This window comes from Sphingobacterium sp. UME9 (assembly GCF_014170215.1).
Classification (GTDB): Bacteria; Bacteroidota; Bacteroidia; order Sphingobacteriales; family Sphingobacteriaceae; genus Sphingobacterium; species Sphingobacterium paramultivorum.
In genome coordinates this window covers 722,635-746,744 of record NZ_LZZP01000013.1, presented here as the reverse complement: position 1 = coordinate 746,744, position 24,110 = coordinate 722,635, and the positions used below count along the sequence as shown (strand labels likewise).

Below are 24,110 nucleotides of genomic sequence, written 5' to 3'. Positions count from 1 at the left end.
GATTTAGAAGAAAACCTGATAGCGTAAAAGGTGCTATTGAGCTCCTAGGTAATTGGGTGAATAGATATCTCTTGTGCTAATCATCCACTTGCTTTTCCCCGATCACAACATCGCCACGAATAGATCTTAAATAACCTTCAAAGGCGATATTCAATCCTTCAATAATCAGCTTATCATGTGCACCGACATCGCCAATTAACTTTTTGTCATCATAAGCATCACCAACAATTGCCAAAACGCAGCTCGTGCTTTGTTGTGGAAAAAGGCCAACACCTATTATTTCCTCACCAAATTTTACAAACCATGTTTCTTCATTATGGTCGTCGGTAGTATTGGGTATATGTATCGCCTGCTGCAGGTCTTCACACTTAATGAGATCAAAATTCATTTGCTTTGTTTATGTTATATATAAGACAGCGTTGAACAGAATATTGTTTTTTAGGAAACGATGACTTCCAAAAATGGGAAATAAAAATGTTGAAATTTCGATATTAAGTTTAACAGTCAAAATGGAAATTTGCGCTGTAAAATTTAAACGTGCATCTACTTTATTTGGAGTAACGGTGAATAGAACATTTACAAAAAAGGCACCGTCCGACTTTCAACGCATTTGGCAGCATATAGATATAAAGCTGCACTCCAGGTCTGCCAATCCTGTCCACTAGGTATTGCATCTTGACTTTTGATCCACTCGTTGAAACCGTATTCTAATCTAAAATCTACAGCCTTCTTAACAAGCACTGTGAGTGAGAGTAATTTTACCTCTGCTAGATCAAATCGCTGTGCTTTCACTAAGGCGGCAATATAGAAACCACAGACAAAAGGCCATATTCCACCATTGTGATAATCGCCAGGTTGATTGTACTGGTTATATCGTTCATGCCATTCGCGATCTCCCGGATAAATAAATGGAAAAAAATTAGGGGGCAGATCTATAGCTAACTGTCCTTCTTTCTGCATAGACTTGCAGGAGGATTCCACCCAATCTATGATGGCGTCTGCCTTTTGGGAAGATGCTATCCCGCTAAGTATGGCAAGGCTATTGCCCAGCAGATCGAACTTTCCGCTATGGTATAATTTATATGTCCATAGGGCATAATACTGATCTTCATTAGCAAATAGAATATTCACTCCATTTGCGAGCCTATCAGCACGCTCCTGATAACCTAATAATTGAAGAGCATTGTGATATATGGCATTAACATACAACCCATACCCCAATACCCACTGTTCGTCCCGCCAGTCGCTGGTGGGTTGCTGGGCAACAACCCCGTCATCCGTAGGACTCTGGTACGTCATCCAACGTAGCGACTTGTTAACGGCACGCCCTAGAAAATTTGTATTTCCTGTCATTTTGCGGTATATTCCTACAGCCATGAGAAACAACGGTGTTGTATCACTTGCCCCCAAATTGTTAGGATCATAGACAATGGATGGTATATGGCCATGTACTGTTTGAGTGATTGCTAAAACTTCCAAAACACTCTTTATACTATCATAAAGCTGCATATTATGAGTACTAGCAATGCCAAGGATTGAAAATAAAAGATCCCGGGTATAGGGTTCCGGATACCCCCAGCCCGCCGTGCGCGGAAGGTGATGGAATGGCCCACTACTATTATTTAACAATACTCCTTCAGCAGCTAGCTTTGCAGCATTGATCTCCTCAAATTGTTTTTCGGTAAGCATTGCTCCTCTAATTAGTTGATCTTGAAATATTTTTCCATGATTTTAACAAATCGCTTGGCTACTACCCTGTAGTCGAATCGTTCTTCAACTCTTTTTCGCCCAGCTGCTCCCATTGTAGTACGAAGGGACGAATCTCGCATCAATCTAGACAAACAATCTGCAATATCATTAACGTCCGCCCTGTAATCTACGGTACGAGGTATATCAAAATGGATAATATGATTGTCCTCATAACCGGATTCAGTACCTAGTACAACGTTGTCAACGACAATTTCTTTGGCTACCCCTGCTAAAAGAGCCGTTTCTCCATGAACGAGTGTATCAAGCATGCCCATCGCACGGATACCAACAACAGGTTTACCGCATGCCCCTGCCTCAACCTGGGGCATACCAAAGCCCTCCAATCTGGAAGGAGCTGCGTAGATATCGCAAGCACCGATTAGATAGGGCATAAAATCGCGCGAAACGGTATTTGTTGCATATATTACTTTTTTACTAATCCCTAATCGTTCGGCGAGGTCGTGATCAGATTGATTTTGAAAAGAGGTGCGCGGCTGTGGCCATACTTTACAAACATATTTCCATGGAAGCACATCCCTGTCGATTAAGGCAAGTGCCTCCATAACTTCATTTGCGCCTTTAGAAGCTGCATCTCCACCAATAGTCAGAATCATAATCTCGTCTAGTGACACGCCAAGCTGTTTTCGTACCGCAACGATTTTGGGATCGTAATACGCATGTGGGACAAAAGAATCCGTAGGACAACCTACAGGAAGCACCTCTATCTTATCTCCTGAAATGCCGTCCCTAACATACATTTGTTTAACCCAATTAGAAGTAACCAAAATAAGTGGTAATTCGTTAAGTATTTCATTATAATTCGCAATATATCCATCGGCTACAAGCCATGGTACAGCTATTCTTCCAAAAAGTTGCGGATGCACGACGATCGACGGAACATGCCCCCAATATCCAATACCAACGACAACATCTGGCTTGAACCAATCATAATACCATTCTTTCTCCTGACAAGATTGCCAATGCGCCGCATGAACATCAACACCTATTGCCTGCAATCCCTTATAAAGTAGATCGCCCTGTGTGGACAAGCCCCCCGGAGATGGTGGGTAATCGTATAATAATAAGACTCTCATACCAATACTCCTCCTTTAGACAACCAAACCATAGCCTTTCCGGTATCTGTAAATGACCAAAACGCTTCTGTACTCGGGGTTGTAATCACCTCCCAGCCCTCCTTTGGATAACCGTATATTCTATTCATAATATCATATTTGGTATCATAAATTGCAAGATTGAGCTGATTTTTTATCGGAGCCATTTTATGTGGCCGCGGATAAAACTGACGATTGCCATCGTGATAGGCAAATGTCCAAAGTTCCTTGCTTTTTATCTTTCGGTTTTTCCAGAGCTTTATCACGGCTTCGCTAACTTCAACATGTCGTCTGTGATAAGTATACTCGCCTGAAGGATTATGTGTGATCACGAGGTCATAAACAATAGGTGGCAACAGTGCGAGAATAGTCTGTTGAAGTTCGGATTCGTGCAACGGCACCTGTCGGACCCCATCATCAAGACATCCCATTGCACCATTTGCTCGTAGCACTCTAAGTGCAGCGTCGAATTTTAAAGCACGGTCGGTATCATCCCCCCGACATACACTTATTACATACACCTGCCAATCAAAATGTTCGAGAATTGTACCGCCTGCCCAAAGTGTCTCATCGTCGGGATGCGCAACGATTACAGCTATTCTTTTTTTTGCCGAGGCTGTATCGGCAACAATGGATGGAGTAACATTTTTCATCTCTTTTATCCTTTAATTTTCTTAGGCTGATGTATCAGCTAGAATCTAGCATATTGTCATCGGATGAACCTTCCTCCACTATCACACTATAATCCGTATATATTTCTGCTAATTTGTATCTCATATCAGCTATCGTTCTTTAGTTACTATTTTTTCTTCAACTCTCTTAAAAGATGTGCTAAATAATCTGTTTGTACTTTTTGAATCTTCAGTAGTTTTTTGCTTTGCTAAATGAGTAGGTGGTCCATCTATTCACTCAGGAACTTGATCTTCAATTGTATACCTGTCTCCATCGCTTAAAATTTACTAAATAATAGTATTATCGATTCATAATAAAGTTCTGATTTATACCCCACTACACGTTATACATTTAGACAAATTTGTTATATAATTGGTAGATTTTCCGATATAATACTAAAGTTCTTCGAGATTTTTTCGCTTTCTTAATAGGAGTTTTTCCCCTAATTCAATGGATTTATAAAGTATTCCCAATTTGTCGAGTTCAGACTTTACCATCATTTTGCAACGACGGCTTACCATATTTTGAATGATTATTTTCCTGTCTGCATATCCATTGGGATTAAAGTCATCATATGTTAAACGAAGCTTGCTTATAATTTGTTTTTAAATAATTGTTTGCTACTCATTTGATTTACGATGCAAGGATCACGGAATTTTAAACGGTTTGAGACCAAATACGATATTAAGATTCACTTTCATAAACAAATCTCCGTATATAGTTTTCCAAGTCGATAAGATCAAAAGGTTTAGCTAAAAATCCATCGGCTCCACATTCCACTGAAATACTCCGTCCATCGATATGACCTGAAATCATAATTACGGGCAGCTTATCATGTTTAGATGAACTCCTGAGGTCTCGCAGTACTTGGTCTCCGTTACGTGCAGACATATGAATATCCAAAAAAAGAATATCAGCATCTATACTGTCCAACACGTCTATCAAAACTAAGCTATTCGCTACCGTTATAACTATCGTATCTTGATCCTCCAATACTATAGAAAATGCATTCAGTATTTCTATATCATCATCACACACCACAATTTTCTTCTTCATCTTGAGTTTTTTAAATTCTATTGATCAGAGATGCATTTTCAGAGATCATCATTTATAAAAAATGGATCTTACAGACGTAAGATCCATCCATTTTTTTTGTTTAGTAACTCTTATTTAGCTTTTGTATTGAGGTTGGTATCCGCTAAGGCAGTTAAATCAGAATCACATTTTTTTTCTTCTGAAAGGGTCTCACGCAAAAGCTGAATGGCCTCATTGTACTTCAAGACTTTAGCAAATGCCGCGAGGGTACCATATGTGGCAATTTCGTAATGCTCAATCTTTTGGGCAGCAGCGATAATACCTGCATCTCTAACGGTTCCTTCTTCGGTCTCCTCGATAATATGTTCACCTTCTTCGATCAACCCTGCCATTGCAGCACATCGCTCTGCTTTAGGCTTCAGCTCCAAAATCTCAAAACACTGTTCCAAACGTTTCACATGATCTTCGGTTTCGAAAAGGTGTTTGGAAATCGCTTTTTTTAATTTCTCCGCGGTAGCGTTTTTTTCCATTTTGGGCAATGCTTTTATCAAAGCTTTTTCCGCCCAATAAATATCTTTAAGCCCGTCTTCAAATAGCTCGGCCAAATCTTTTGCAGCATCGGATCCTGAACGCTTTTTCGTGTGGTCTGTGGATTGTTTCGTCATCGTTCCATTTCCAGTATTTTCACTTGCGTTACTTTTAGTTGTTGTTTCCATTTTTTAAAGTTTATTGCCCTAGAGCTTTTAAATTAGAACATCCATCGAACAGTGTTAGTTCTATTATCAGAGCTATCACCTGTATTTCACGTGTATATTCCGACGAAGACGTATAAAAACATTTTTTTGTATTGAAAATCAAGGTCTTTTTAACCGGAATAATAAGTATCTCCAATTGGGATCCACCCCTCTCTGATACAATTAGATTCTAAAAAACGATTAAATTTTGCTTATATTTAGACATAAAGTCCGCTAACACAAGATTCGAACAGAAAATCAAACATCTTATTCTCCAATTTGTAATTATATAGTCATTCCTTACAAAGTGATATATTTTAGTCGTTGATATTGACTTCGATTTCACCAACAGTAACAGATATGAAAGAAAATAATGATACCATCTCCCATTTGCTCATGCGGATCGAAGATATTCCTGCAGTAAAGAATATATTGAACACCATATGTCTATATACAGGAATGGATCTAGGGCTGGTAACCTCTCACAATGGCCATCAATGGATAGCCTGTGCTGTACGGGATTCGCTCGGAGTCGGAGTAACAGCGGGGCAGCAGCTCGAATTACATTACACCTTAGGAGATGAGGCAAATGATAAACATGCTCCTATCATTATCCCCGATATCGACTACTGTGAAAATGAAGATTGGAAAAGAAAATTGCATGCAAAAGGTTTTAAAAGTTATATTGCATTCCCGATCGTTGACAATGATGGATTGTTCTTTGGAACCCTCTGCACGATAGATTATAAAGCCGTATCAATTGATAGAGAACGGATAGCACCACTATTTGAACTTCTAGCTGAACTGATCAGTTTTCATTTGGGTTCGATCGCCAAAATAAAAAATACCCAAGCCCTGTTAGGTGAAGAATTACAATACTCTGAACGCAGGGATACGCTATTATCCGTGTTGGGGCATGACCTAAAAAATCCATTGAGTGCTGTCATTACCTTATCGCAATATCTCGCCGACAAACTCGAGAATGCAAAACATAAACAAACGGCCAAGCTTATTTATGATTCGTCCTATAGAATGAAAGGTCTAATAGATAACATGCTTGATTTTGCCCGGAGTAAGCTCGGCACGGGAATACATCTGAACAAAAATCTGGTCGAATTAGATAAAGTGATCCTTCAGGCCCTTCGTGAGATCCAAACAAGTGCACCCCACAGAAAAGTACAGACAAATCTCGGAGCAAAACATCCAGTAACATGCGATCATGAGCGTATGGCACAGGTGTTTTCAAATCTCATAGGAAATTCATTTCGGCATGGTTTGGCAGAAAATACAATCGTTATAAAGTCCTCTATTGAAAGTGACAGATTTATCTTCCAGATAGAAAATGATGGCCATCAGATAGCAGCGCCTATATTCAATAACCTATTTAAGCCATTTGTTGGACGAAAAAACCAGAAAGAAGGTGGACTGGGATTGGGCCTTTATATTTCCAAACAGATAATCACGGCTCACAGCGGTGATATCCATGTCAAATGCTTTAATGAAAAGGTGGTTTTTACCCTTTGGATACCAATATGATAGATGCTTTGATCATTTTTTTATAGGATTTATGCTCGACAATTATGCATCATAAAGATATAATATACGATACTCAAATTCAGTTTTGTTAAAGAAAAAAGCGAGCAAAAGCCTGGTCTAATAATCCAGCCTTTGTACCCGCTCCAAATTAATCTGCCTTTGTGCAAGTGCAAACAAATAAGCTATCTTTTCAATTGCCTATTTCTTTTTTTTACGGAAAACATTATCCGTTAAGTCTTTAGAGACAGAATCTTTTTCTTTTTGATAAGAAGATTGCGTTTTCTCTTTTGTGCTTTTTTCCTTTTTAATGTCTTTACTCATGATGTATGGATTTTATAGTGCGTATTATCCTTTTCCCTTTTCAATGTTTATACTTGATCGGGAAGAATAAAAGTAAACTAAAACGTGTTCTCTCTTTGAGGTACGCTAGCAGCTAGTTGTTGAACTAAAAATTTCCGGAAAATATATTGTGGAGAATTTAAAGATAAAACAAGTGTATTTATCATATTGGACCTACGAAATGGGGTTATATGAAATAGTAGATCATAGTATTAAATATACAAATAATAATTGACAATGAAGCAACTACTGTTCAAAATAAACTAACTCATAGGTTCGTGCGTATGATCCTCCATTTTAAGTCTTGCCATTAGATAGCTTATGGTGGATTCTGCGCCTTGATTGATATTGATAGCATGCTCTTCCAGTCCATCAAAACAGCCTCCGGTAACAGGATTATAAACAATCTGTCTAATATGATTCCGTCCCAAAAACCAGTCGAATACTATTCGGATGGTCTTCTTATATTGCTCATCTTTTGTAAACTTATAGAATCTATCTAGTGCAATAATAGTATAAGCAACATCAATGGGCTGCTCTCCGCCCCTGGGATCAGTTCTCAGCTGGCCACGATGTGCCCAGCCTTTGTTGGAAATCACATGAATCTCTTCGTCGACAATAATCCTGCTCAATAAGAAATCAAAGGATTGATAGGCGATATCTCTATATCTGTTGTCCCTAGTTGTCTCATAGGCGATCAACATGGCTTCTGGAATAACACTATTGCCATAAGTCATATAAGATTCATACCATTGCCAATCTGAAGAGCTCTCATGTTCAAACATAGCTGCTAGACGATCTGCCAGGACTTCTATGATAGCCTTATAATTTTTGCCCTTCATAAAACTTAGGCCCTTAATGGTAAAGGCCATCGATCTTGTCGAATAGTAAACTAATGCATGCTTGGATGCCCGCTCCAAAAGCTCTATTGCAAGTTTTACTATCCTTTCAGGCAAAAGATTAGCCATGCCCACCACTTCACCCAAAGCCCAGACAGCTCGGCCGTTGGCATCTTCAAGATTCTCCTGTTTATTTTGTATTGTAAAATTGCCGCTCCTGTCTACATAATTCAGAAATGTACCATCTTCTTGCATACAATAACCTATAAAATCCAGGTATTTCTGGATCAGAGCAATGGTTTCATATGATTCATATATTTTATAGTGATGTAACATCGCTATAAGTGCTCTTGCATTGTCATCCAACGCATAACCGCTTGCAAGGTCGGGCGTAGAGATATCCGCAAATTGAACAAATCCACGTTCTTCAGACATCCGAAAAATATGATCCAGGTTGACGGGGGGAACTGAGTATATCATTTCCCTCTTTTTATCTATAAGTAACTCAAAAAGATAAACATGAGCTATAGCAACGTTCTGCCAGGAGGTTTTAACCATCTTTTGAAGATTCACACGATGAATCTTGCCTAATTTAAGTTCATCATCCAAAATTTGATTGACCGCAGCCGCAAGCTGCTCAGAAGCTTCAAAATCAATTATAGTCCCCATATCTTCCTTTAAAACCTCTTTTACGTGAGGGATTGGCGTCGACACAATGGGACAGCCAGAGCTCAGCGCATAAGAAAATGTTCCACTAACCGCCTGTAAAGGGTCTTTTGACGTAAAAAGATACACATCGGTGATCGACAGATAGGACAATAAATTTTCTGTTGAGAGAAATTCATTAACAAAACGGACATGATCTGAAATGTTATATCGGTCTATTATTGTCTCAAGTTTGTTTCTATACGTCTCTCCTTCATATCGTAAAAGATTGGGGTGTGTCATCCCCAAAATAAGGAACATTACATTTGGATTTTGTTCGATAATAGCGGGTAGCGCATAAAGTGTAGTCTCTATACTCTTACTGGGTCCAAGTAAACCAAATGTACTGAGGATTTTCTTGTCCACGAGACTGTATCGCTCAAGAATGGCGTGTTTATCCGTCGCTGGAGCTAAATGCGTGCCATGCGCTATTACGGTTATTTTACCGGTAGGAATTTTGTAAGTACTCGTAAGGATATCGGCGGATCCCTGTGTCATCACGATGATTTGCGAACAATTATAAGCAATGGCATATACATGTTCGAGCAGCATGCGGTCTGGTGCTGGCAACACCGTATGGAAAGTCACGACAATAGCAAGCTGTGCTGAATTAAGATCCTTGAGAAAAGTTATGAACTCAGTTTCTTGACCAACGAAAAGGCCAAACTCATGTTCGATACAGATCAATTTAATATCCTGATCAAACAAAATGTTTTCAAGAATGGTGTCGAAAGAGAGCGGGTTTGTTATATCTAGTTTCCCTAGTGGACCATCTTCTTGAGACGTATTGTCATCTACTATCGGTATAGGAATTAGTCGATAAGACTCTTCAAATTTACTCGCGATAGCCTTCATTAGATCTGTTGTGTAAGTTGCAATACCGCAGGCGCGTGGAGGATAAGTGGATAGGAACGCTATTCCTCTTTTTGTTGCTGAAATCATTGTTGGATTTTTAAGTGAAGTCCTTGCATACGATCTTCTTGTATCTTTGACAAGGTGCTGCACGTAGGGAGGTTTATAAATATACAAAAATAAATTGAAAGAAAATTTTTATTATGAGGGTAACAAGAGTAATATATATCCGATAATTTAACGCTGCCAAAATTTAATAAGCAGGAAACAGTCTGCTGGAGCTGTTCGCCTAACTATTTTTTTAATAAATCGGCAGTCCTTACGATCGATGATAAGTTGATTATAACATCCAACAATGAAGACATCTTATTTACAGGTTATTGAACTTCGAAGTCTATCATTCACCTGATGCTTTTAAGGCTTTTATCTTTTCTACCAGCAACTTTAATACTGGTTTCCTCGCGATTAAATTAAAACTCCAGATATCATCCGTGATGAAAACGTAATGTCCCTCAAAACTGTAGATATAATCGCCCCCTTCCAGTCCAATTAACCAGGCTTCTTTCTTAAGGTCAGGGTAAGTTCTCAAAACCTTCCAGCAATATTCTTTAATTTCCGCCTCGTCCTGAAAATCATCGAGCAAGCGTAAAATACTGCGCTTTTCGCTCAGCTCATATAGGGATAACATTTCATCGATCTCATTCATAAAAGTATGTAATCCAAGAGCAATTTACATGCAATTTGCTAATTCCCAACAAAATATCCATATATTTATTATTGAAGGCTATGGTTTTTTATTAGAAATTCACCTTACTCAACTTACGATGAAGAGCTATCAATTTCGTTTTAATAACCGCAGCAAAACCTCTGCCATTCTTGTTTGGTTTTTTACGGTTTTATTGGCTATTACACTAACAACTACCTTTTTTCTTGTACGCCCTGCACATGATCTCTCGAGCTGGCTGTTACTGATATTATTTCCGTTCCTCTTAATAGCTATTTATAAGCTATTTAAAACGGCCTCCGAACGACAATCGACAGAAATAGTAACGCTGAATAAGGCCGGATTTACCAGTGCCTGTTTTGGTTCGGTTTTATTTTCCAACATAAGTGCAATCAACATTCCTGCCCGTGAAATATCGTTGTTGGGCGGAGAAAACTATGATTACTACAAAAAAAACGACGTAGATACCCCTAACATCGTGATTTCGATTACGACCGACAGGGGCGATATATTTTGTTGGAGCTTAAATGAGTGGGGTGGCTTTTATAACTCAAAAGAGGACTTTTCTGTTTGCTTTGACTTTTTGACTGCCTTAACCGATCAACTGGTTCAATGTTGTCAATCAGACGAGTCGCCTAAAAGTTATTTAAAAATTCTCGATGAAAATGGAATATGGAAAAGAAGCAATGGTTATTGAGTTAGTAAAAACTATAAATTGCGTTTAGAATGCGATCTTCAAAATAATGAGCCTTGGCAGCATCCGACTTTCGCTGTATGGAAACCAAAAAGCCTTTTTCATCATAACTCATTCCCAGTTCACTTACTTTTCGTCCGTTCCAACTATCTTCCATTAGTTTCAGGTTTCGGTTTTGGTCGTAGACATACTTTTCGGTTTTGGGATCAAGGGAAGAAGGTGCATCAGTGAGCTGTACCAAAAGTCCGTCTTTGAATTGATACAATTCAGATGGTGTTTTCTCGACAGCACAGCCATTATGTAGAAACAACACTACTGGATGCCCTTTCAAATAGTAATACGTCTTTTTTTGATAACACGTATCTGGACTGCCGCTATTTTTACTAAAATTGAAATATTCGGTACGTTCTTCTGCCTCGAATTCGTTTTCGGTATAGTAACGATATTGCATAGAAGAAAAATCATTATTCGCTGTCATTTTCTTCCAAAGACTTTCGTCAGGTAAGGCGCCCTCTAAAATCATGTTGTCCACTCTGGGAAATTGCTTTCCCTGCCAATCATTGTTTTGTGGCATATTTGGCATCTGAGCATTCAATGTGAAGGTTCGGATGATATCAATTTTATTATTCTTATTGTATTGGAAGCTACTCACTTTTACGATGCCATTGGAATAATCTATCCTTGCTTTTTTATCGATGAGTCCGTTTAAATTATAAAAATATCTGGTATAAAAAGCGGTATCAGGTTTTTCGTTATTATATCGTATGCTCGTCATATTTATCACCATACCGTCGGTGTTAAAACTGTAAATATATTTCGTCCCAATCTTCTCTTCGCTCTGAAGCAGCATACGCTTTACCTTATTGCTTTTCATAAAAGCAGTATTGAATGAAAAAACAGTTTTTGTAAAATAATCATCGTCCTCCAAAGGTGCAACGTTATAGAATGGGAGTACCTGAGCCTTTCCTACAGCCACAATACCAATAAGCAATATGAGGGTTAAGAAGTAGCTAAGATTATGTTGCGTGTATATCATACTTTTAATGAAAGAAGAATTTTGGTTCCAGTGGACTGTTGAAATCGAATAGTTAAGTCCAATTTTCCTTACTTAAGAACTCGATGTTGATATTTAAATGTACTTAAAAACTCTTTGCTCTTTAAAAAAAATTCTAAAAATAAGCTATAAAGACCTCTTTAAATTCGAAAATTCAAGTTATCAAGGTAGATTCCTCATTTAATATAACAACATATATGTTGTTACATTAGAAGGTCTTGGCCTTCTTTGAAGTTAAACAATGCTTTACCATAAACGTAATTTTAATTTCAGATAAATCGACTTCATCAATGATTTCAAAACCTCTTTTTTTATAGATGTTTACATTCAAAGGATTTGCAGTTTCGAGATAAACATCTCTTCCTGAATTTTCGGCATCTGCTAAAACTGGATCCAATAAGGCTTTAGCCAAACCCTTCCCCTGCCCCGATGGCATTACACCAATACATGCCAAGTATAAATATGGATTTTGATTAGAGATATGAGCATCCTTCAGCTTTAAAAGCTTAAGTGATCGCCAAACTGTTGGAAGTCCCATATTAAATAAGAATTTTAAATTCCTGAAAATTACTGCTAACGATAACCTCTCTCTCTTTTCAGATTGCCAAAGTGCTGCAGCATCTCCAGTCGGTCCGATAAATACCTCACCTTTAGCCAATGTTTCTTCAACCAGATAATCAGCCAAAAAATAAATCTTTTTTTCAAAGTTTTTCTGACCGATCATCCACCTAAAACAAGGGTCGTTTACAAATGAACTACAAATAATATCTACCAAACGGTCAGAATCTTTTTTATCGGCTTTCTTATTTTTCATAATTACAAAAAACAGAAATTATAGTCCCAATAAACATGACAATTGTCAATAAAATTGGAAGACAAAAAATAGAATTAAACCGCTAATATTTTAAATCTTACTGCGAATCCGGCTTAATGTTTCGACCTTCACTCCAATATAGGATGCAATATAACGGGTACTCACTGTAGCGATCAATTGTGGGTAATGGTCCATCAAAAATTGATACCGCTCTAGGGCAGTTGTATGCTGGATAAATCTCAGACGTTCGTCTAAAAGAAGAGCATAAGCAATAATCAGCTGCCTCTCCAACTCCAATAGAAGATTATTTTCTTTTTTTAACTTATCAAAATCAGAAACAGAAATACGATAAACCTTCACTGGGCCAAGTGCTTTGATATAATCGGTACTTGCTACCTTGAATACGGCTGTTCTAAAGTCTGCAACGATATCCCCAGGGAAAGTGAAACTCGTAACAACCTCTTCACCATCCCTTATATAATAGTTCACCAAAATCCCCGATTCCACCACATAATAATACAGGTTTCGTTGTCCAGGGGAAAGCAGCAATGAGTTCTTGGGGAATTCGACCAATTCAACAAAATCAGCCATCTGATCGTCAATAGCGGCCTTTAGATCTTTCAATACGGAGGTTGCGAAATTTTTGTAGAGCATCATCTAAAATTATGAAATAAACTAACACCATAACTCAACCTTCTCCATCTTCGATTTTCTCCTTAGAGCAATCCAAATTCTAGAAGAGGAGAAAAGTTTAAAAGTCAAAAGATATTAAAAGGCAATTAAGTTCTCTTTCATAGATCTAATTTACTTAATAAATCTATCAAATAGCGAAGAAGAATAAATGGCCCCTTCATCGCAGTAATCCTGTACTTTAATTTGTATATTGGGCCTTGATAAAAATCTCAAAAAATGGACAATACCTATTCGTAACTTGGGCATTATCCACCATAATGTTATTGATCTAGCTTCAATCTTTATAATCTTCCATATATGTGAGATGAAAGTCGTCCAATTCAGCTAAATGATAGTGTGTAGGTCTACTAATAGTTCTCGATGAGTATGAACGTATGTAAGTGAGTTTAGATGGCGGGGATTACTGAATACTACTTTTATTCAAAATTTCAAAAATGAAAAAAACGTTTATTTTACCTGTTCTTGCTATCGGATTTTTAATTTGGTTTTTGGCAACGTTAGCTTTTCGATTTGCGGGACAATTCTTTTTTATTACCGATTCACCAGTCGTACTTACTAGTTTATATGCAGCAGTAAGCCCTGCATTGATTTTGATTACAGTCTTAACTTTTAAAAAATTTAGACTTTCAGGTTTCGAAAATATAGTGGCTGGTGTACTATTGGTATTGCCAGGAATGATTCTCGATACATTCGCTATTCAATTTTTTGAACAGATCTTTCCCAATATGCCGTCAAGCCGAGCTGCAACATTTGGTTCTTGGCTCATGTGGGCTTATAGCGTTGTGTTATTAACATCAGTCGTTACAGGACTGCGACAAAACAGGATGCTTGGCCGTGACTGAAGAACAGACCTTCGCTATGGTAATAAATACCGTTTAGCACCCTCTTTTCAGCATGCCTATTTCAATATGTTTTATAGTTATATCGTGTTCCCAACAGCATACACTGCCAAAGATCAATAGAATATTACCTGAGCTTATTGATTTTTCAAATAAGACCCATCTCTATAATCGCAGCCAATTCATCACATCCCATGACCAATAGATAACGCAAACTATTAGGAACATAACCAAAGAATTTTTTGAACGCTGCAGTAAAATGGCTAGCGTGCTTATAACCAAGTTTATTTCCAATAACGCTGATCGTTAATCTGTGATCTTTTAATAGATGTTGTGCTCGCTGCATTTTACACTTCAACACAAAATTGAATATGGTTATTCCATAATAGCTTTTAAAGTGCTGTTTAAGATATTGAACATTGGTCCCAACTTCTTTTGCAAGTTTATGTATGGTATAGGTCTCATGAAGGTTTGTTTCAATAAGCAATTTCACCTGGCTAATTTTCTCAATATCTGATTCGCGTAGTTCCAGTTTATTGGATGGAATACCGGGCTGCACAGCATCCATTAGGGTTGAGAGAATAAACAGTGATTTGGACTTATAAAATGCAGGTAATAACAAACTGCTTCCATTCATTCGTATTAGATCCTTAGCTTTTACATACGTTATAAGCGACGTCTCCTCTGAAATTTTCTCCGCATTTAGTATTGCATCATTGATCGCAGCTATATGCTGCTCGGAAATATCCATTTGCTTAAGATAAGAGTCTCGATATAGCAGTATGAGACAGCGCGAATTGCTATGTTTGGATGTGATGCTGACTGTATTCGCATGCAATCGCAGCAACATACTACTGCCCTCTTTCAAAACAATTTTCTTCGGCCCCGTTGACAAGCTGCAGCCCTCTTCAATAGCTATAATAACAAGATAGCTCTTATCTTCCGGGACAATGTTATGGTCTGTGTATGGATAGACCATCCTTACTTTATAATCCGGATGATCGTATTTAAATGCTTTTTTTTCTGCTTGAAGTAACTCCATCGAATAGAAATTTCCAATAGTATAAGTCTTATTTCCGATTGCGTTATTCGGTAAATTATCTTAGCAAGTATCTTCGTAAGCTATTTATTTAGACTTAATATAATCAAAGGTATTGAAATCATACTACTTATTCAATTAAACATTAAAAAATGTTAAAAAGCTACTTATTAATCCTATTTCTATTCTTCACCTCGCAGTTTTATGAAGAGGTGGCCGCACAGACTAATTTTACCATAGAGGGGCGTATCCTGGATTTAAAAACCGAAGAGCCTATTAGTGGCGTTTCAATCCGTGTGAAAGAAAGTATCAAATCAAGTTCTGTGATGACAGGTTCACAGGGCAGTTTTCGTATCCGCCTTCATCAGGGACAGACATTAGTGATCTCACATCTCAATTATACGCCACAGGAAATTCAGGTTCGTAGTGGACAATCCAATCTTGTCATCCGACTAGCTGAAGACCCGCACATGTTATCCGAAGTAAACGTAACTGGTGCATTGGGGATAAAAAGGCAAGCACGAGAACTCGGTACTTCGGCACAATCTGTGGACAATCAAGAATTGAATCTTGGTAAGGTCGTAAATCCTCTTTTGGCGCTATCGAGTAAAGTTGCCGGACTAAGGATCAATGCAACAGACTTAACAACAGGAAAAACTGACCCGGGGATTCAAATTAGATTAAGAGGAACACGTTCTTTAAACCGATCAAAAAATGATCCCATATATGTTGTGGATGGTGTACCATTGCCCGATATTACCCGAATAAATCCCAATGATATCCAAGACATTACTGTACTGAAGGGAGCTAATGCTGCTGCATTATATGGATCTGAAGGTGTCAATGGTGCAATTATGATCACCACAAAATCGGGTCGGGCAGAAAGAGGGCAGATCAACTATAGCAATAGTACACTGTTTTCCAAGGTTTTCCTGCTACCCCCTGCTCAACAGAATTTTGGTCAAGGACAAAATGGTGTGTACAGTCCTGTAGCAAATGAATCTTGGGGAGATCGTTTTAATGGTGAGGTCCGAGATTTTGGGTTACCCATCAATGGTGTACAACCAACGAAGGTATATAGTGCTCCAGATAAAGATAACCGATTGGATTTTTTCGATACGGGCGTAACAGTACAAAACGATCTATCATTCTCTTCTGGCGATGACAAGGGATCATATTATGTTTCTTTGCAGGATGTTCGTATCAAAGGTGTGATTCCTGGCGACAAATCAAGTCGTACTGGAGTACGATTTAATGGGTCGCGTCGATTTAACAAGTTGAATACCTCTTTCAATACAAATTACGTTTTTTTCAAGAACAATACGACAAGTGATGGCCCATGGTTATCTGTTTATACACAACCCGCCAATATCGACTATAAAGATGCACGAAACTGGCAGGATCCAAGTTCTCCAAATCATCCTTTAAACTGGTATAATCCAGTTGCCGGCACTAGAAATCCCATTTTCATGGCCGACAATAACAGAAATACGTCTGATCAGCATACATTAAATTCAAAACTGGAGTTTAATTATGAATTTACAGATTGGTTAGATGCGACTTTCCGTACGGGACTATATTTCCAATCAGAACCTGGTCGTGTGACGAACAGAAAATTGGTTTCTAATATAGCAACAAGAAATATAAATGGTAGCGTAAATGATACACATAGAGGCTTTACCCGTTTCAACAATGATTTGATCCTGAATTTTCATAAGAACTTTGGTGATTTCTCTACCAAGTTTTTGGTCGGACAAAATGTTCGAATGGATGATACGAAATCTATCAATATCAGTGCTACAAATCTATTATTTGAAGATATATTCAATCAGGGCTCTCGCACTGGCGAATTGGCCGGTGGTTCAACAATTACAAAATACCGTTCGCTCGCGACTTACGGAGAATTTACGGCTGGATATAAAAACTATCTTTTTCTAACGTTTACAGGGAGAAATGATCAGGTATCGGTGCTTGATCCAGGAAACAACAGCTATTTTTCTCCAGGTGTAAGTTCCTCTTTTGTATTTACAGATGCGATCGCGAGCCTGCAGAAGAGCAGGGTATTGAGCTACGGTCGTATTTTTGCTTCTTTTAATAAGACAGGAAACGTAACCTTAGATCCTTATCGTCTGAACCTGAGTTATAGCCAAACCGCGGGTTTTCCATTTGGTAGTTTGGTCGGATTTACTCCTTCCCTATCTGAGCCAAACCGATCGATAAAGCCCGAATTTGTTAAATCATTTGAGGTAGGTACCCAGCTCGGATTTTTTAACGACCGTTTGCGGACGGATATTGTTTATGCTTATTCGGACTCGGATGGACAAATATTTGATGCTGGTATCTCACGTGCAACGGGCTTCAATTCAACGATCGTAAATGCTGGACAGATCATCAATAAGACCTATGAAATCATGATCAATGGAACTGCAATTAAAAGCAAAGATTTGAACTTACAGTTTGGCCTTAATTTCAGTTATACTGACACAAAAGCCAAAAATCTATATGCCGGCGACGAGTTTAACATCTTTCGACAAGCTTACGCTATCAAAGGCCTACAATATCCAACACTTCGCATGACTGACTTTTTAAGAGAAGACGGGAAAATCGTTTTGGATCCAAACGGGAATGTAATCCCTTCGGAAGAAGAAAAGGTAATGGGAACGATGGTACCGCCCTATCTTTTTGGATTTAACACCAAATTCAACTATAAATCCTTTACAATGGGTTTTCAGATTGATGCGAGACTGGGAAGTTGGATGTATTCGGAGGTAATCCCGAGGATGTTTGCTGCCGGAACACATCCGGAAACTGCAAAATACGATAGGCAGCCTTTTATTATGCCTAATTCTATGGTACGCCTGGCCGACGGATCAATTGTCGAAAATAATGAGGTATATTCTAAGGGAGATAAAGCGTGGTGGACGGCATACGGAAATATACAATCTGTCACCGCCGCTAAAGGAGATTACCTAAAGCTTAGGGAACTCTATATCGGCTATGATTTGCCGCAATCGTGGCTATCCCATCAACGGATGATCAAAAAAGCAAGCATTGGTTTTGTGGGAAATAACCTTTTCATCGTCAGGCATTCTTCCAATACAATCGGCGACCCAGAGGCACTTTATAATCAAACAGATGGCTACAACAGCTTCAGACAGATTCCGACATCAAGATCAATGGGTTTTAATGTCAACATTACTTTTTAATACTACGGAGATGAAATACACTATCATAAAATCAGCCTTATTTGCGATTACTTTACTTACAGCGAGCTCCTGTAAAGACTTTCTTGATGTAAATGATAATCCGAATGCGCCAATAAAGGAAAATTTAAGCCTAAATGCCAAGCTTCCTGCCGCCTTGGTCGTATCTGCCGTAAATGAATCTGTCCAACTGAATCAGATCGGTGGTTTGTGGGGAGGTTACTGGGGAACTTCAAATGAAGGAGTGAGTGCTTTTACGGCATTAAAGACCTATAATGGTCCTGCGATAAGGGATACAAGAGACGGCATACCTGTCTGGGAATCCAATTATAACAACCTACTGTATTACAAAGAAATTTTGGATCAGGCCAATGTCGAAGATGCAAGATTTTATGCGGGGATCTGTAAGATCATGATGGCTCACCACTTCTTTACACTTGTTGACTTTTACAATAATGTTCCCTTCAGTGATGCTTTAAACGGCTCTGTTAACCTGCATCCGAAATATGAATCAGGAAAAGATGTTTATGCCAAGTCCGTTGATCTAATTACCGAAGGTATTGCAGATATCAAGGTTGCCTCTCTGTTGCCCACAACAGACGACGTTCTTTTCAAAGGCGATAAAAGCAAATGGACCAAATTTGGTAACACGCTCAAATTAAGAGCCTTGCTAAAACAATCGGAAGTTGCTAGTCAAGAATCCTATATTAAACAGGAAATATCGAAAATTATCGAAGAAGGTTCAGGATTTCTTTCTGAAAATGCAGCTGTCAATCCGGGATATCTCAACACTGCAGCAAAGATGAATCCTTTTTACGAGACCTTCTATCGGAACAATGCAGGTGTGGCAGTAGCAAATTATGCCAATATCAGACCAACACAATTTTTGATCAACACGTACAAAGCCTATAACGACCCGCGCTTACAGCAAAACTATACGCAGGTCAGCGGGGAGTTTAAAGGTGTCCTTTTTGGAAATAACACCATAGCTGAGGAGTTTGCAGCGGTTAATACTTCAGCCTTAAAGGGGCCGCTGGAGAATGGTAATCAGCCCGCTGGGATTATAAAATCATTTAGTCAGTCAACCATTCTCATTTCCTTAGCGGAAACTGCTTTTTTAGAAGCAGAGGCCATCGAGCGGAAATGGATGAGTGGCAACGCGAGTGAATCCTACCAAAAGGGAATTCAAGCCTCATTTAATTATCTGTTCAACCAAAATAATTACAATGCGCAATCCTATATAAACCAGAAAAGTGTCATTTATACGGAAGCGAGTAACAAAATTCAACAGATCATAACCCAGAAATGGCTTGCATTGCACAACATCAACAATATCCAGGCATGGAACGATTATAGACGTCTGGGTTATCCTGCAATACCAAATTCACTGTCATCGCCAAGTTCAGGAGCGTATCCATTGCGCTTTATGTATCCGGAGACAGAAATCAATACCAACAACGCCAACGTGCAAGCACAAGGAGAAAATGGAGTCCTGCTGGCAAGGGTATGGTGGGATACAAAATAGTATTGTTTATCAATATAGAAATTTAGATTAGAGAGCTAATGTTATCAATTGTGGGTAGCATTATTTGTCAGACGGGGTCCATTGAATGGGCCCCGTTCTTTTTATGACAAATTGCACTTTCACCTCCTAGACTTCCAAAATAACCGTCAAGATTTCTCCATATCTAATGCTCATTTTTTTACAATTACATTTAGTGAATCAGGTAGTTATAATACCCCTACAAGTTATAATGAGACAGGTCGACCTGCTTTTGCGATGGATAGCAATTTAACTTTTATTTTGGCCTTGGATTTTGGCTGGTGACGCCAGAAAATAAATTTGTACACTCCGCTAATGTCAGCACATTTTTCTGGGGTGGCACATTCAATACACATTATTGGGTCGATCCACAGGAAAATATGATCGGTCTTATTTTCACACAGGAATATATGGTTAACTCTTCTTTATTGATTGGATTCATGCGACTTACTTTGAAATTTTTTAAAAAAGTAAAGAACCCACAAAAACTGGGTGTATCCGTACACCGCATCTTCAACCGGAATCGTAAGTACCCTGATCCCCATAAATTCCATGGGATTGTAATTGACTATCGGAGACTCCAAGCCTGTTCCGGTGAGTATACCATTGACAGGTAAAAAGCCCAACATAAGCAAGGTGAAGACTACAGAGGCCTGCGTAATCCATTGTATCCGAAATGCAAAGTGAAAAAGCATCAATGTCGCGATAGTCACAGTAGCGGTAACAACTGTATATATTCTGTCGGCATATCGAAGTGCCACCACAGCACATATAATGACACTCACAAAGACGACAATATTATTAAAGGCGGATAGCGATTGTAATCTAAAAAATTTATCAATGCAGAAATAGGTGAAAATACAAGAAAAAGGGATGAAGATAAAGAATAACCATTCTTCCAATGGTAATCCTGCAATAACCAGGCCTAGGGTGTATCTTGTGTCAAACCACCATACTCCCTTACTGGTAAACCAGACATCCCAAGCTATAAAAAATACAGCAACAAGTGCTGCTGCCTTTAAAAATGGGACAAATTCACGATCGAATCGAAGCCGCTTGTCGAAGGATGCGACAAAACAGATTATGACCGTAAAAAATAAGATAAGCGAGTAAGTATATGGCATCATATTTTTTCATTGTTAGTATACATTTTAAAGTATTTCATCGGAACATATAAAAAGCCAAAACATTCGCCCTCCTCTTTACCTAAATGTTTATGATGTTGTTTATGGGCACGACGAAGCGCCAAAAAGTAACGGTTATTTGTTTTACTCAACCATTTGAAGCGTTGATGGATAAATATATCATGCACAAAGAAATACGCCATACCATAGAGCATAATCCCTAATCCAATATAAAACAGATAATTGTAACCCCTTAACGAACCGAAATACATCAACGCGATGGTGGGAAGAGCAAAAATGATAAAAAAGTAATCATTCTTTTCCAAAAAGCCCTCATTACTATGATCGTGATGATCGCGATGTAATATCCAGAGAAAGCCGTGCATAATGTACTTATGAATAAGCCAGGTTGCGCCCTCCATAGCGATAAAAGTGACCAATACTGTAATAAAATTCATAGCTCGAGATTATAAGTAAGCAGCTTTGTAACGCAGATAACTTTTGAAAGCAACATAGGCTTTCTGTACATTTGGTATCCTAATCCTACTTTCCAAAATTTCCTTTGAGGATTTTTTCCGAATCTTTGCAAACAGGGAAAGGTAATATCTGTAAGCTAGATAAACGCCAAATTTTGCCGATGCAGGCAATTTTTTAATTCCCAAAAGCGCTTCCTTAAATTCGCTGTGTATCTCATCTTCAATCTGGCTTTTGAGTGCATTATCGAAGACTGCCATATCCAGATTCGGAAAATAGGTGCGACCAAGAACATGGTAGTCGTCTTTAAGATCCCGCAAGAAATTTATTTTCTGGAATGCAGAGCCCAGTTTCATGGCGTAAGGTTTTAACTCCTCATAGCGCTGTCTATTACCTTCCGTAAAAACCTGTAAACACATCAGTCCAACCACTTCCGCCGAACCATAAATATATTCTTTATAGCGTTCAGAATTATAGTCGACTTTATTCAGGTCCATTTCCATGCTATGTAGAAATTGACGGATTAGCTCGATGTCAATAGCATACTTATGTACCGTCTCCTGAAAAGATTGTAATATCGGATTTAATGAGATACCTTCCTCTAGCGCACAGTTTGTCTCGAGGTATAACCGCGCCAACAGTCGCTGCTTATCATAACCATGAAAACTGTCCACTATTTCATCAGCCAATCGTACATAGCCATAAATCGCATAAATACTAGCCCTAATGCTGGGTTTGAGTGCCAAAATACCGAGCGAGAAACTTGTACTATACTTTTCAGTTGTTTTTTTGCTTACTTCATAAGCGAGTTCATCAAATAGCTTTTTCATGGTCTTATGTTTTACGATATAATTCAATGGCTTCTTTGGCAACAATTTTCCCTGATAAAATGGAGGGAGGCACCCCAGGGCCGGGAACCGTTAGCTGACCTGAATAAAAAAGATTATGGACTTTCTTATTTCTGATCTTGGGTTTCCATACCGCTGTCTGTTTCAATGTATTTGCTAGTCCATAAGCATTTCCAGCGTAAGCATTATAATCGCTGATAAAGTCGCTTACACAGTAACTTCTCTTGTATGCAATCTGTTCATATAGGTTTTTTGTACCGGTATGCTTTTCCAAACGCTTTAACATCTTAATTAGATATTTTTCACGTGTTTCATCATCGTCCGAGATAGCGGTCGCCAAGGGCATTAATAAGAAGAGATTCTCACTGTCTGCAGGAGCAACATGAGAATCCGTTTTGGATGGACAACATACATAGAACAGCGGATTTTCAGGCCACTTTTTTTCACCATAGATACAGTCAATATGATCGTCCAACGGATGCTCAAAGAAAAGTGTGTGGTGTGTTAGATTTGGAATGGACGATTTCATCCCCAGATAATATATCAAACTTGAGGGGGCAAAGGTCCTGCTCTTCCAATAATCATCATCGTAGTTTCTCAACTCCTTGGCAAGTAGTGTTTCGATATGGTGATAATCGGCCGATGCAACCACGAGATCAAATGGATGATTCACACCATTAACAACTAATGAAGTGATATTATTCTTTTCAATCTTGAACCCATCAACATTATGATCAAAATGGAAAGTGACACCTTGTCTCTTCGCTACTTGTTGCATCGCCAGTACTAACTGAAAAAAGCCCCCTTTCGGATAATGGGTACCCAGTGCATAACCGCCGTAGTTCATCAGGCTATATAATGCCGGAATATCCTTGGGTGAAGCTCCCAAAAATATAACCGGAAATTCCATCAATGTCCGCAATCTTTGGTCCTTAAAATATTTGGCAACATAGGATCGAAAATTGGAAAGCAAATCTAGCTTCAAAGCGCTAAGTGCAATTTTTGGAGAAAGGAATTCACTCCAATTGTGACAGGGCTTATTGACAAAATCACGCATGCCGACTTCATACTTAAATTTTGCAGCTTCCATAAATCGATCCAACTGCGTACCCGCCCCGGGTTCGATCTGTTCAAATAATTGTTTTAACTCCTGATAGGATTCAGGTACTCGAATCTGTCCGGAGTTAAATATCATTTCAAATTGTGGATTGAGTGATACAAGCTCAAAAAAATCAGCTGTACTGCATCCAAAATCAGAAAAAAAGGACTCAATAATATCAGGCATCCAGTACCAGCTCGGTCCCATATCAAATTTAAACCCTTCTGTCGTACTAAACTGCCTCGCTCTTCCACCGGGCTGCGTATGTTTCTCAAAAACATGCACATCGTATCCTGCCTGCGCAAGATAGGCCGCCGCTGAAAGACCCGAAAAACCTGCACCAATAACTGCTACCTTCTTTTTCATTTCTGTTTTTTTAGCTGAACTTG

General features: G+C 38.6%; 22 protein-coding genes. 5 read left to right on the top strand and 17 right to left on the bottom strand.

All coding sequences use genetic code 11. The features are described from left to right. Positions 1–76: 76 nt before the first annotated feature. The 6 genes from A9970_RS22275 to A9970_RS22250 all read right to left on the bottom strand — a co-directional run bounded on the left by A9970_RS22275 (position 77) and on the right by A9970_RS22250 (position 5,284). Positions 77–388 (bottom strand): hypothetical protein, encoded by a 312-nt coding sequence (locus A9970_RS22275; RefSeq protein WP_159728153.1) that lies wholly within the window; start codon positions 386–388, stop codon positions 77–79. Between the two features lie 188 nt (positions 389–576). Then, on the bottom strand, positions 577–1,689 hold the full coding sequence (locus A9970_RS22270) for a glycoside hydrolase 100 family protein (RefSeq protein ID WP_153846426.1): 1,113 nt from the start codon (positions 1,687–1,689) through the stop codon (positions 577–579). Positions 1,690–1,700: 11 nt separating this feature from the next. Continuing rightward, positions 1,701–2,843, bottom strand: coding sequence for a glycosyltransferase family 4 protein (locus A9970_RS22265; protein WP_182983752.1), 1,143 nt, complete (start codon positions 2,841–2,843; stop codon positions 1,701–1,703). Then, positions 2,840–3,514: a PIG-L deacetylase family protein gene (locus A9970_RS22260; RefSeq protein ID WP_182983751.1), complete on the bottom strand. Its 675-nt coding sequence runs from the start codon at positions 3,512–3,514 to the stop codon at positions 2,840–2,842. The genes A9970_RS22265 and A9970_RS22260 overlap by 4 nt, the downstream gene beginning before the upstream one ends. 703 nt (positions 3,515–4,217) lie before the next feature. After that, complete coding sequence (locus A9970_RS22255; RefSeq protein WP_075993718.1) at positions 4,218–4,589, bottom strand: response regulator; 372 nt, start codon at positions 4,587–4,589, stop codon at positions 4,218–4,220. A gap of 110 nt (positions 4,590–4,699) precedes the next feature. Beyond that, positions 4,700–5,284, bottom strand: coding sequence for a ferritin-like domain-containing protein (locus A9970_RS22250; protein ID WP_153846429.1), 585 nt, complete (start codon positions 5,282–5,284; stop codon positions 4,700–4,702). A gap of 378 nt (positions 5,285–5,662) precedes the next feature. Between A9970_RS22250 and A9970_RS22245 the strand changes: the two genes are divergently transcribed. Further along, entirely contained in the window at positions 5,663–6,838 is a 1,176-nt protein-coding gene (locus tag A9970_RS22245) for a GAF domain-containing sensor histidine kinase (protein WP_182983750.1), read from the top strand. 198 nt (positions 6,839–7,036) lie between these two features. On the opposite strand, the gene A9970_RS28765 is transcribed toward A9970_RS22245, so the two are convergent. The 3 genes from A9970_RS28765 to A9970_RS22235 all read right to left on the bottom strand — a co-directional run bounded on the left by A9970_RS28765 (position 7,037) and on the right by A9970_RS22235 (position 10,279). Continuing rightward, a complete protein-coding gene (locus tag A9970_RS28765; protein WP_259655454.1) occupies positions 7,037–7,159 on the bottom strand; it encodes a hypothetical protein in 123 nt (40 codons plus the stop codon). A gap of 281 nt (positions 7,160–7,440) precedes the next feature. Beyond that, entirely contained in the window at positions 7,441–9,663 is a 2,223-nt protein-coding gene (locus A9970_RS22240) for a glycosyltransferase (RefSeq protein WP_182983749.1), read from the bottom strand. Positions 9,664–9,970: 307 nt separating this feature from the next. Then, complete coding sequence (locus A9970_RS22235; protein WP_182983748.1) at positions 9,971–10,279, bottom strand: hypothetical protein; 309 nt, start codon at positions 10,277–10,279, stop codon at positions 9,971–9,973. A 28-nt stretch (positions 10,280–10,307) separates the two neighbouring features. Between A9970_RS22235 and A9970_RS22230 the strand changes: the two genes are divergently transcribed. Continuing rightward, positions 10,308–10,994 carry a hypothetical protein gene (locus A9970_RS22230; RefSeq protein WP_182983747.1) on the top strand — a complete coding sequence of 229 codons (687 nt, stop codon included), beginning with the start codon at positions 10,308–10,310 and terminating at the stop codon, positions 10,992–10,994. A gap of 1 nt (position 10,995) precedes the next feature. Here A9970_RS22230 and A9970_RS22225 read toward each other — a convergent pair whose 3' ends face one another. The 3 genes from A9970_RS22225 to A9970_RS22215 form a co-directional block, all read right to left on the bottom strand. Then, positions 10,996–12,027, bottom strand: a complete 1,032-nt coding sequence (locus A9970_RS22225; RefSeq protein ID WP_182983746.1) for a hypothetical protein — start codon at positions 12,025–12,027, stop codon at positions 10,996–10,998. 226 nt (positions 12,028–12,253) lie between these two features. Further along, positions 12,254–12,859, bottom strand: a complete 606-nt coding sequence (locus A9970_RS22220; protein WP_182983745.1) for an N-acetyltransferase — start codon at positions 12,857–12,859, stop codon at positions 12,254–12,256. A 90-nt stretch (positions 12,860–12,949) separates the two neighbouring features. Then, on the bottom strand, positions 12,950–13,516 hold the full coding sequence (locus A9970_RS22215; protein ID WP_182330967.1) for a Crp/Fnr family transcriptional regulator: 567 nt from the start codon (positions 13,514–13,516) through the stop codon (positions 12,950–12,952). Positions 13,517–13,986: 470 nt separating this feature from the next. Here A9970_RS22215 and A9970_RS22210 point away from each other — a divergent pair, with 470 nt between their 5' ends. Beyond that, positions 13,987–14,394 carry a DUF5367 domain-containing protein gene (locus A9970_RS22210; RefSeq protein ID WP_182983744.1) on the top strand — a complete coding sequence of 136 codons (408 nt, stop codon included), beginning with the start codon at positions 13,987–13,989 and terminating at the stop codon, positions 14,392–14,394. Between the two features lie 145 nt (positions 14,395–14,539). Here the strand turns inward: A9970_RS22210 and A9970_RS22205 are convergent, their stop codons facing one another. After that, positions 14,540–15,433: an AraC family transcriptional regulator gene (locus A9970_RS22205; protein ID WP_182983743.1), complete on the bottom strand. Its 894-nt coding sequence runs from the start codon at positions 15,431–15,433 to the stop codon at positions 14,540–14,542. Positions 15,434–15,582: 149 nt separating this feature from the next. On the opposite strand from A9970_RS22205, the gene A9970_RS22200 reads away from it, so the two are divergent. Both A9970_RS22200 and A9970_RS22195 read left to right on the top strand, forming a co-directional pair. Then, a complete protein-coding gene (locus A9970_RS22200) occupies positions 15,583–18,636 on the top strand; it encodes a SusC/RagA family TonB-linked outer membrane protein (protein ID WP_182983742.1) in 3,054 nt (1,017 codons plus the stop codon). Between the two features lie 10 nt (positions 18,637–18,646). Next, positions 18,647–20,158, top strand: a complete 1,512-nt coding sequence (locus A9970_RS22195) for a SusD/RagB family nutrient-binding outer membrane lipoprotein (RefSeq protein ID WP_182983741.1) — start codon at positions 18,647–18,649, stop codon at positions 20,156–20,158. A gap of 443 nt (positions 20,159–20,601) precedes the next feature. On the opposite strand, the gene A9970_RS22190 is transcribed toward A9970_RS22195, so the two are convergent. From A9970_RS22190 to A9970_RS22175, 4 genes are read right to left on the bottom strand one after another with little or no spacing between them, the layout of a single operon-like run. Continuing rightward, positions 20,602–21,303 (bottom strand): lycopene cyclase domain-containing protein, encoded by a 702-nt coding sequence (locus A9970_RS22190; protein ID WP_182983740.1) that lies wholly within the window; start codon positions 21,301–21,303, stop codon positions 20,602–20,604. Continuing rightward, positions 21,300–21,758: a sterol desaturase family protein gene (locus A9970_RS22185; protein ID WP_182983739.1), complete on the bottom strand. Its 459-nt coding sequence runs from the start codon at positions 21,756–21,758 to the stop codon at positions 21,300–21,302. Before A9970_RS22185 ends, A9970_RS22190 begins: the two co-directional genes overlap by 4 nt. Before the next feature lie 9 nt (positions 21,759–21,767). Next, positions 21,768–22,604 (bottom strand): phytoene/squalene synthase family protein, encoded by an 837-nt coding sequence (locus tag A9970_RS22180; protein ID WP_182983738.1) that lies wholly within the window; start codon positions 22,602–22,604, stop codon positions 21,768–21,770. A 4-nt stretch (positions 22,605–22,608) separates the two neighbouring features. Continuing rightward, a complete protein-coding gene (locus A9970_RS22175; RefSeq protein ID WP_182983737.1) occupies positions 22,609–24,087 on the bottom strand; it encodes an NAD(P)/FAD-dependent oxidoreductase in 1,479 nt (492 codons plus the stop codon). Positions 24,088–24,110: the final 23 nt, after the last annotated feature.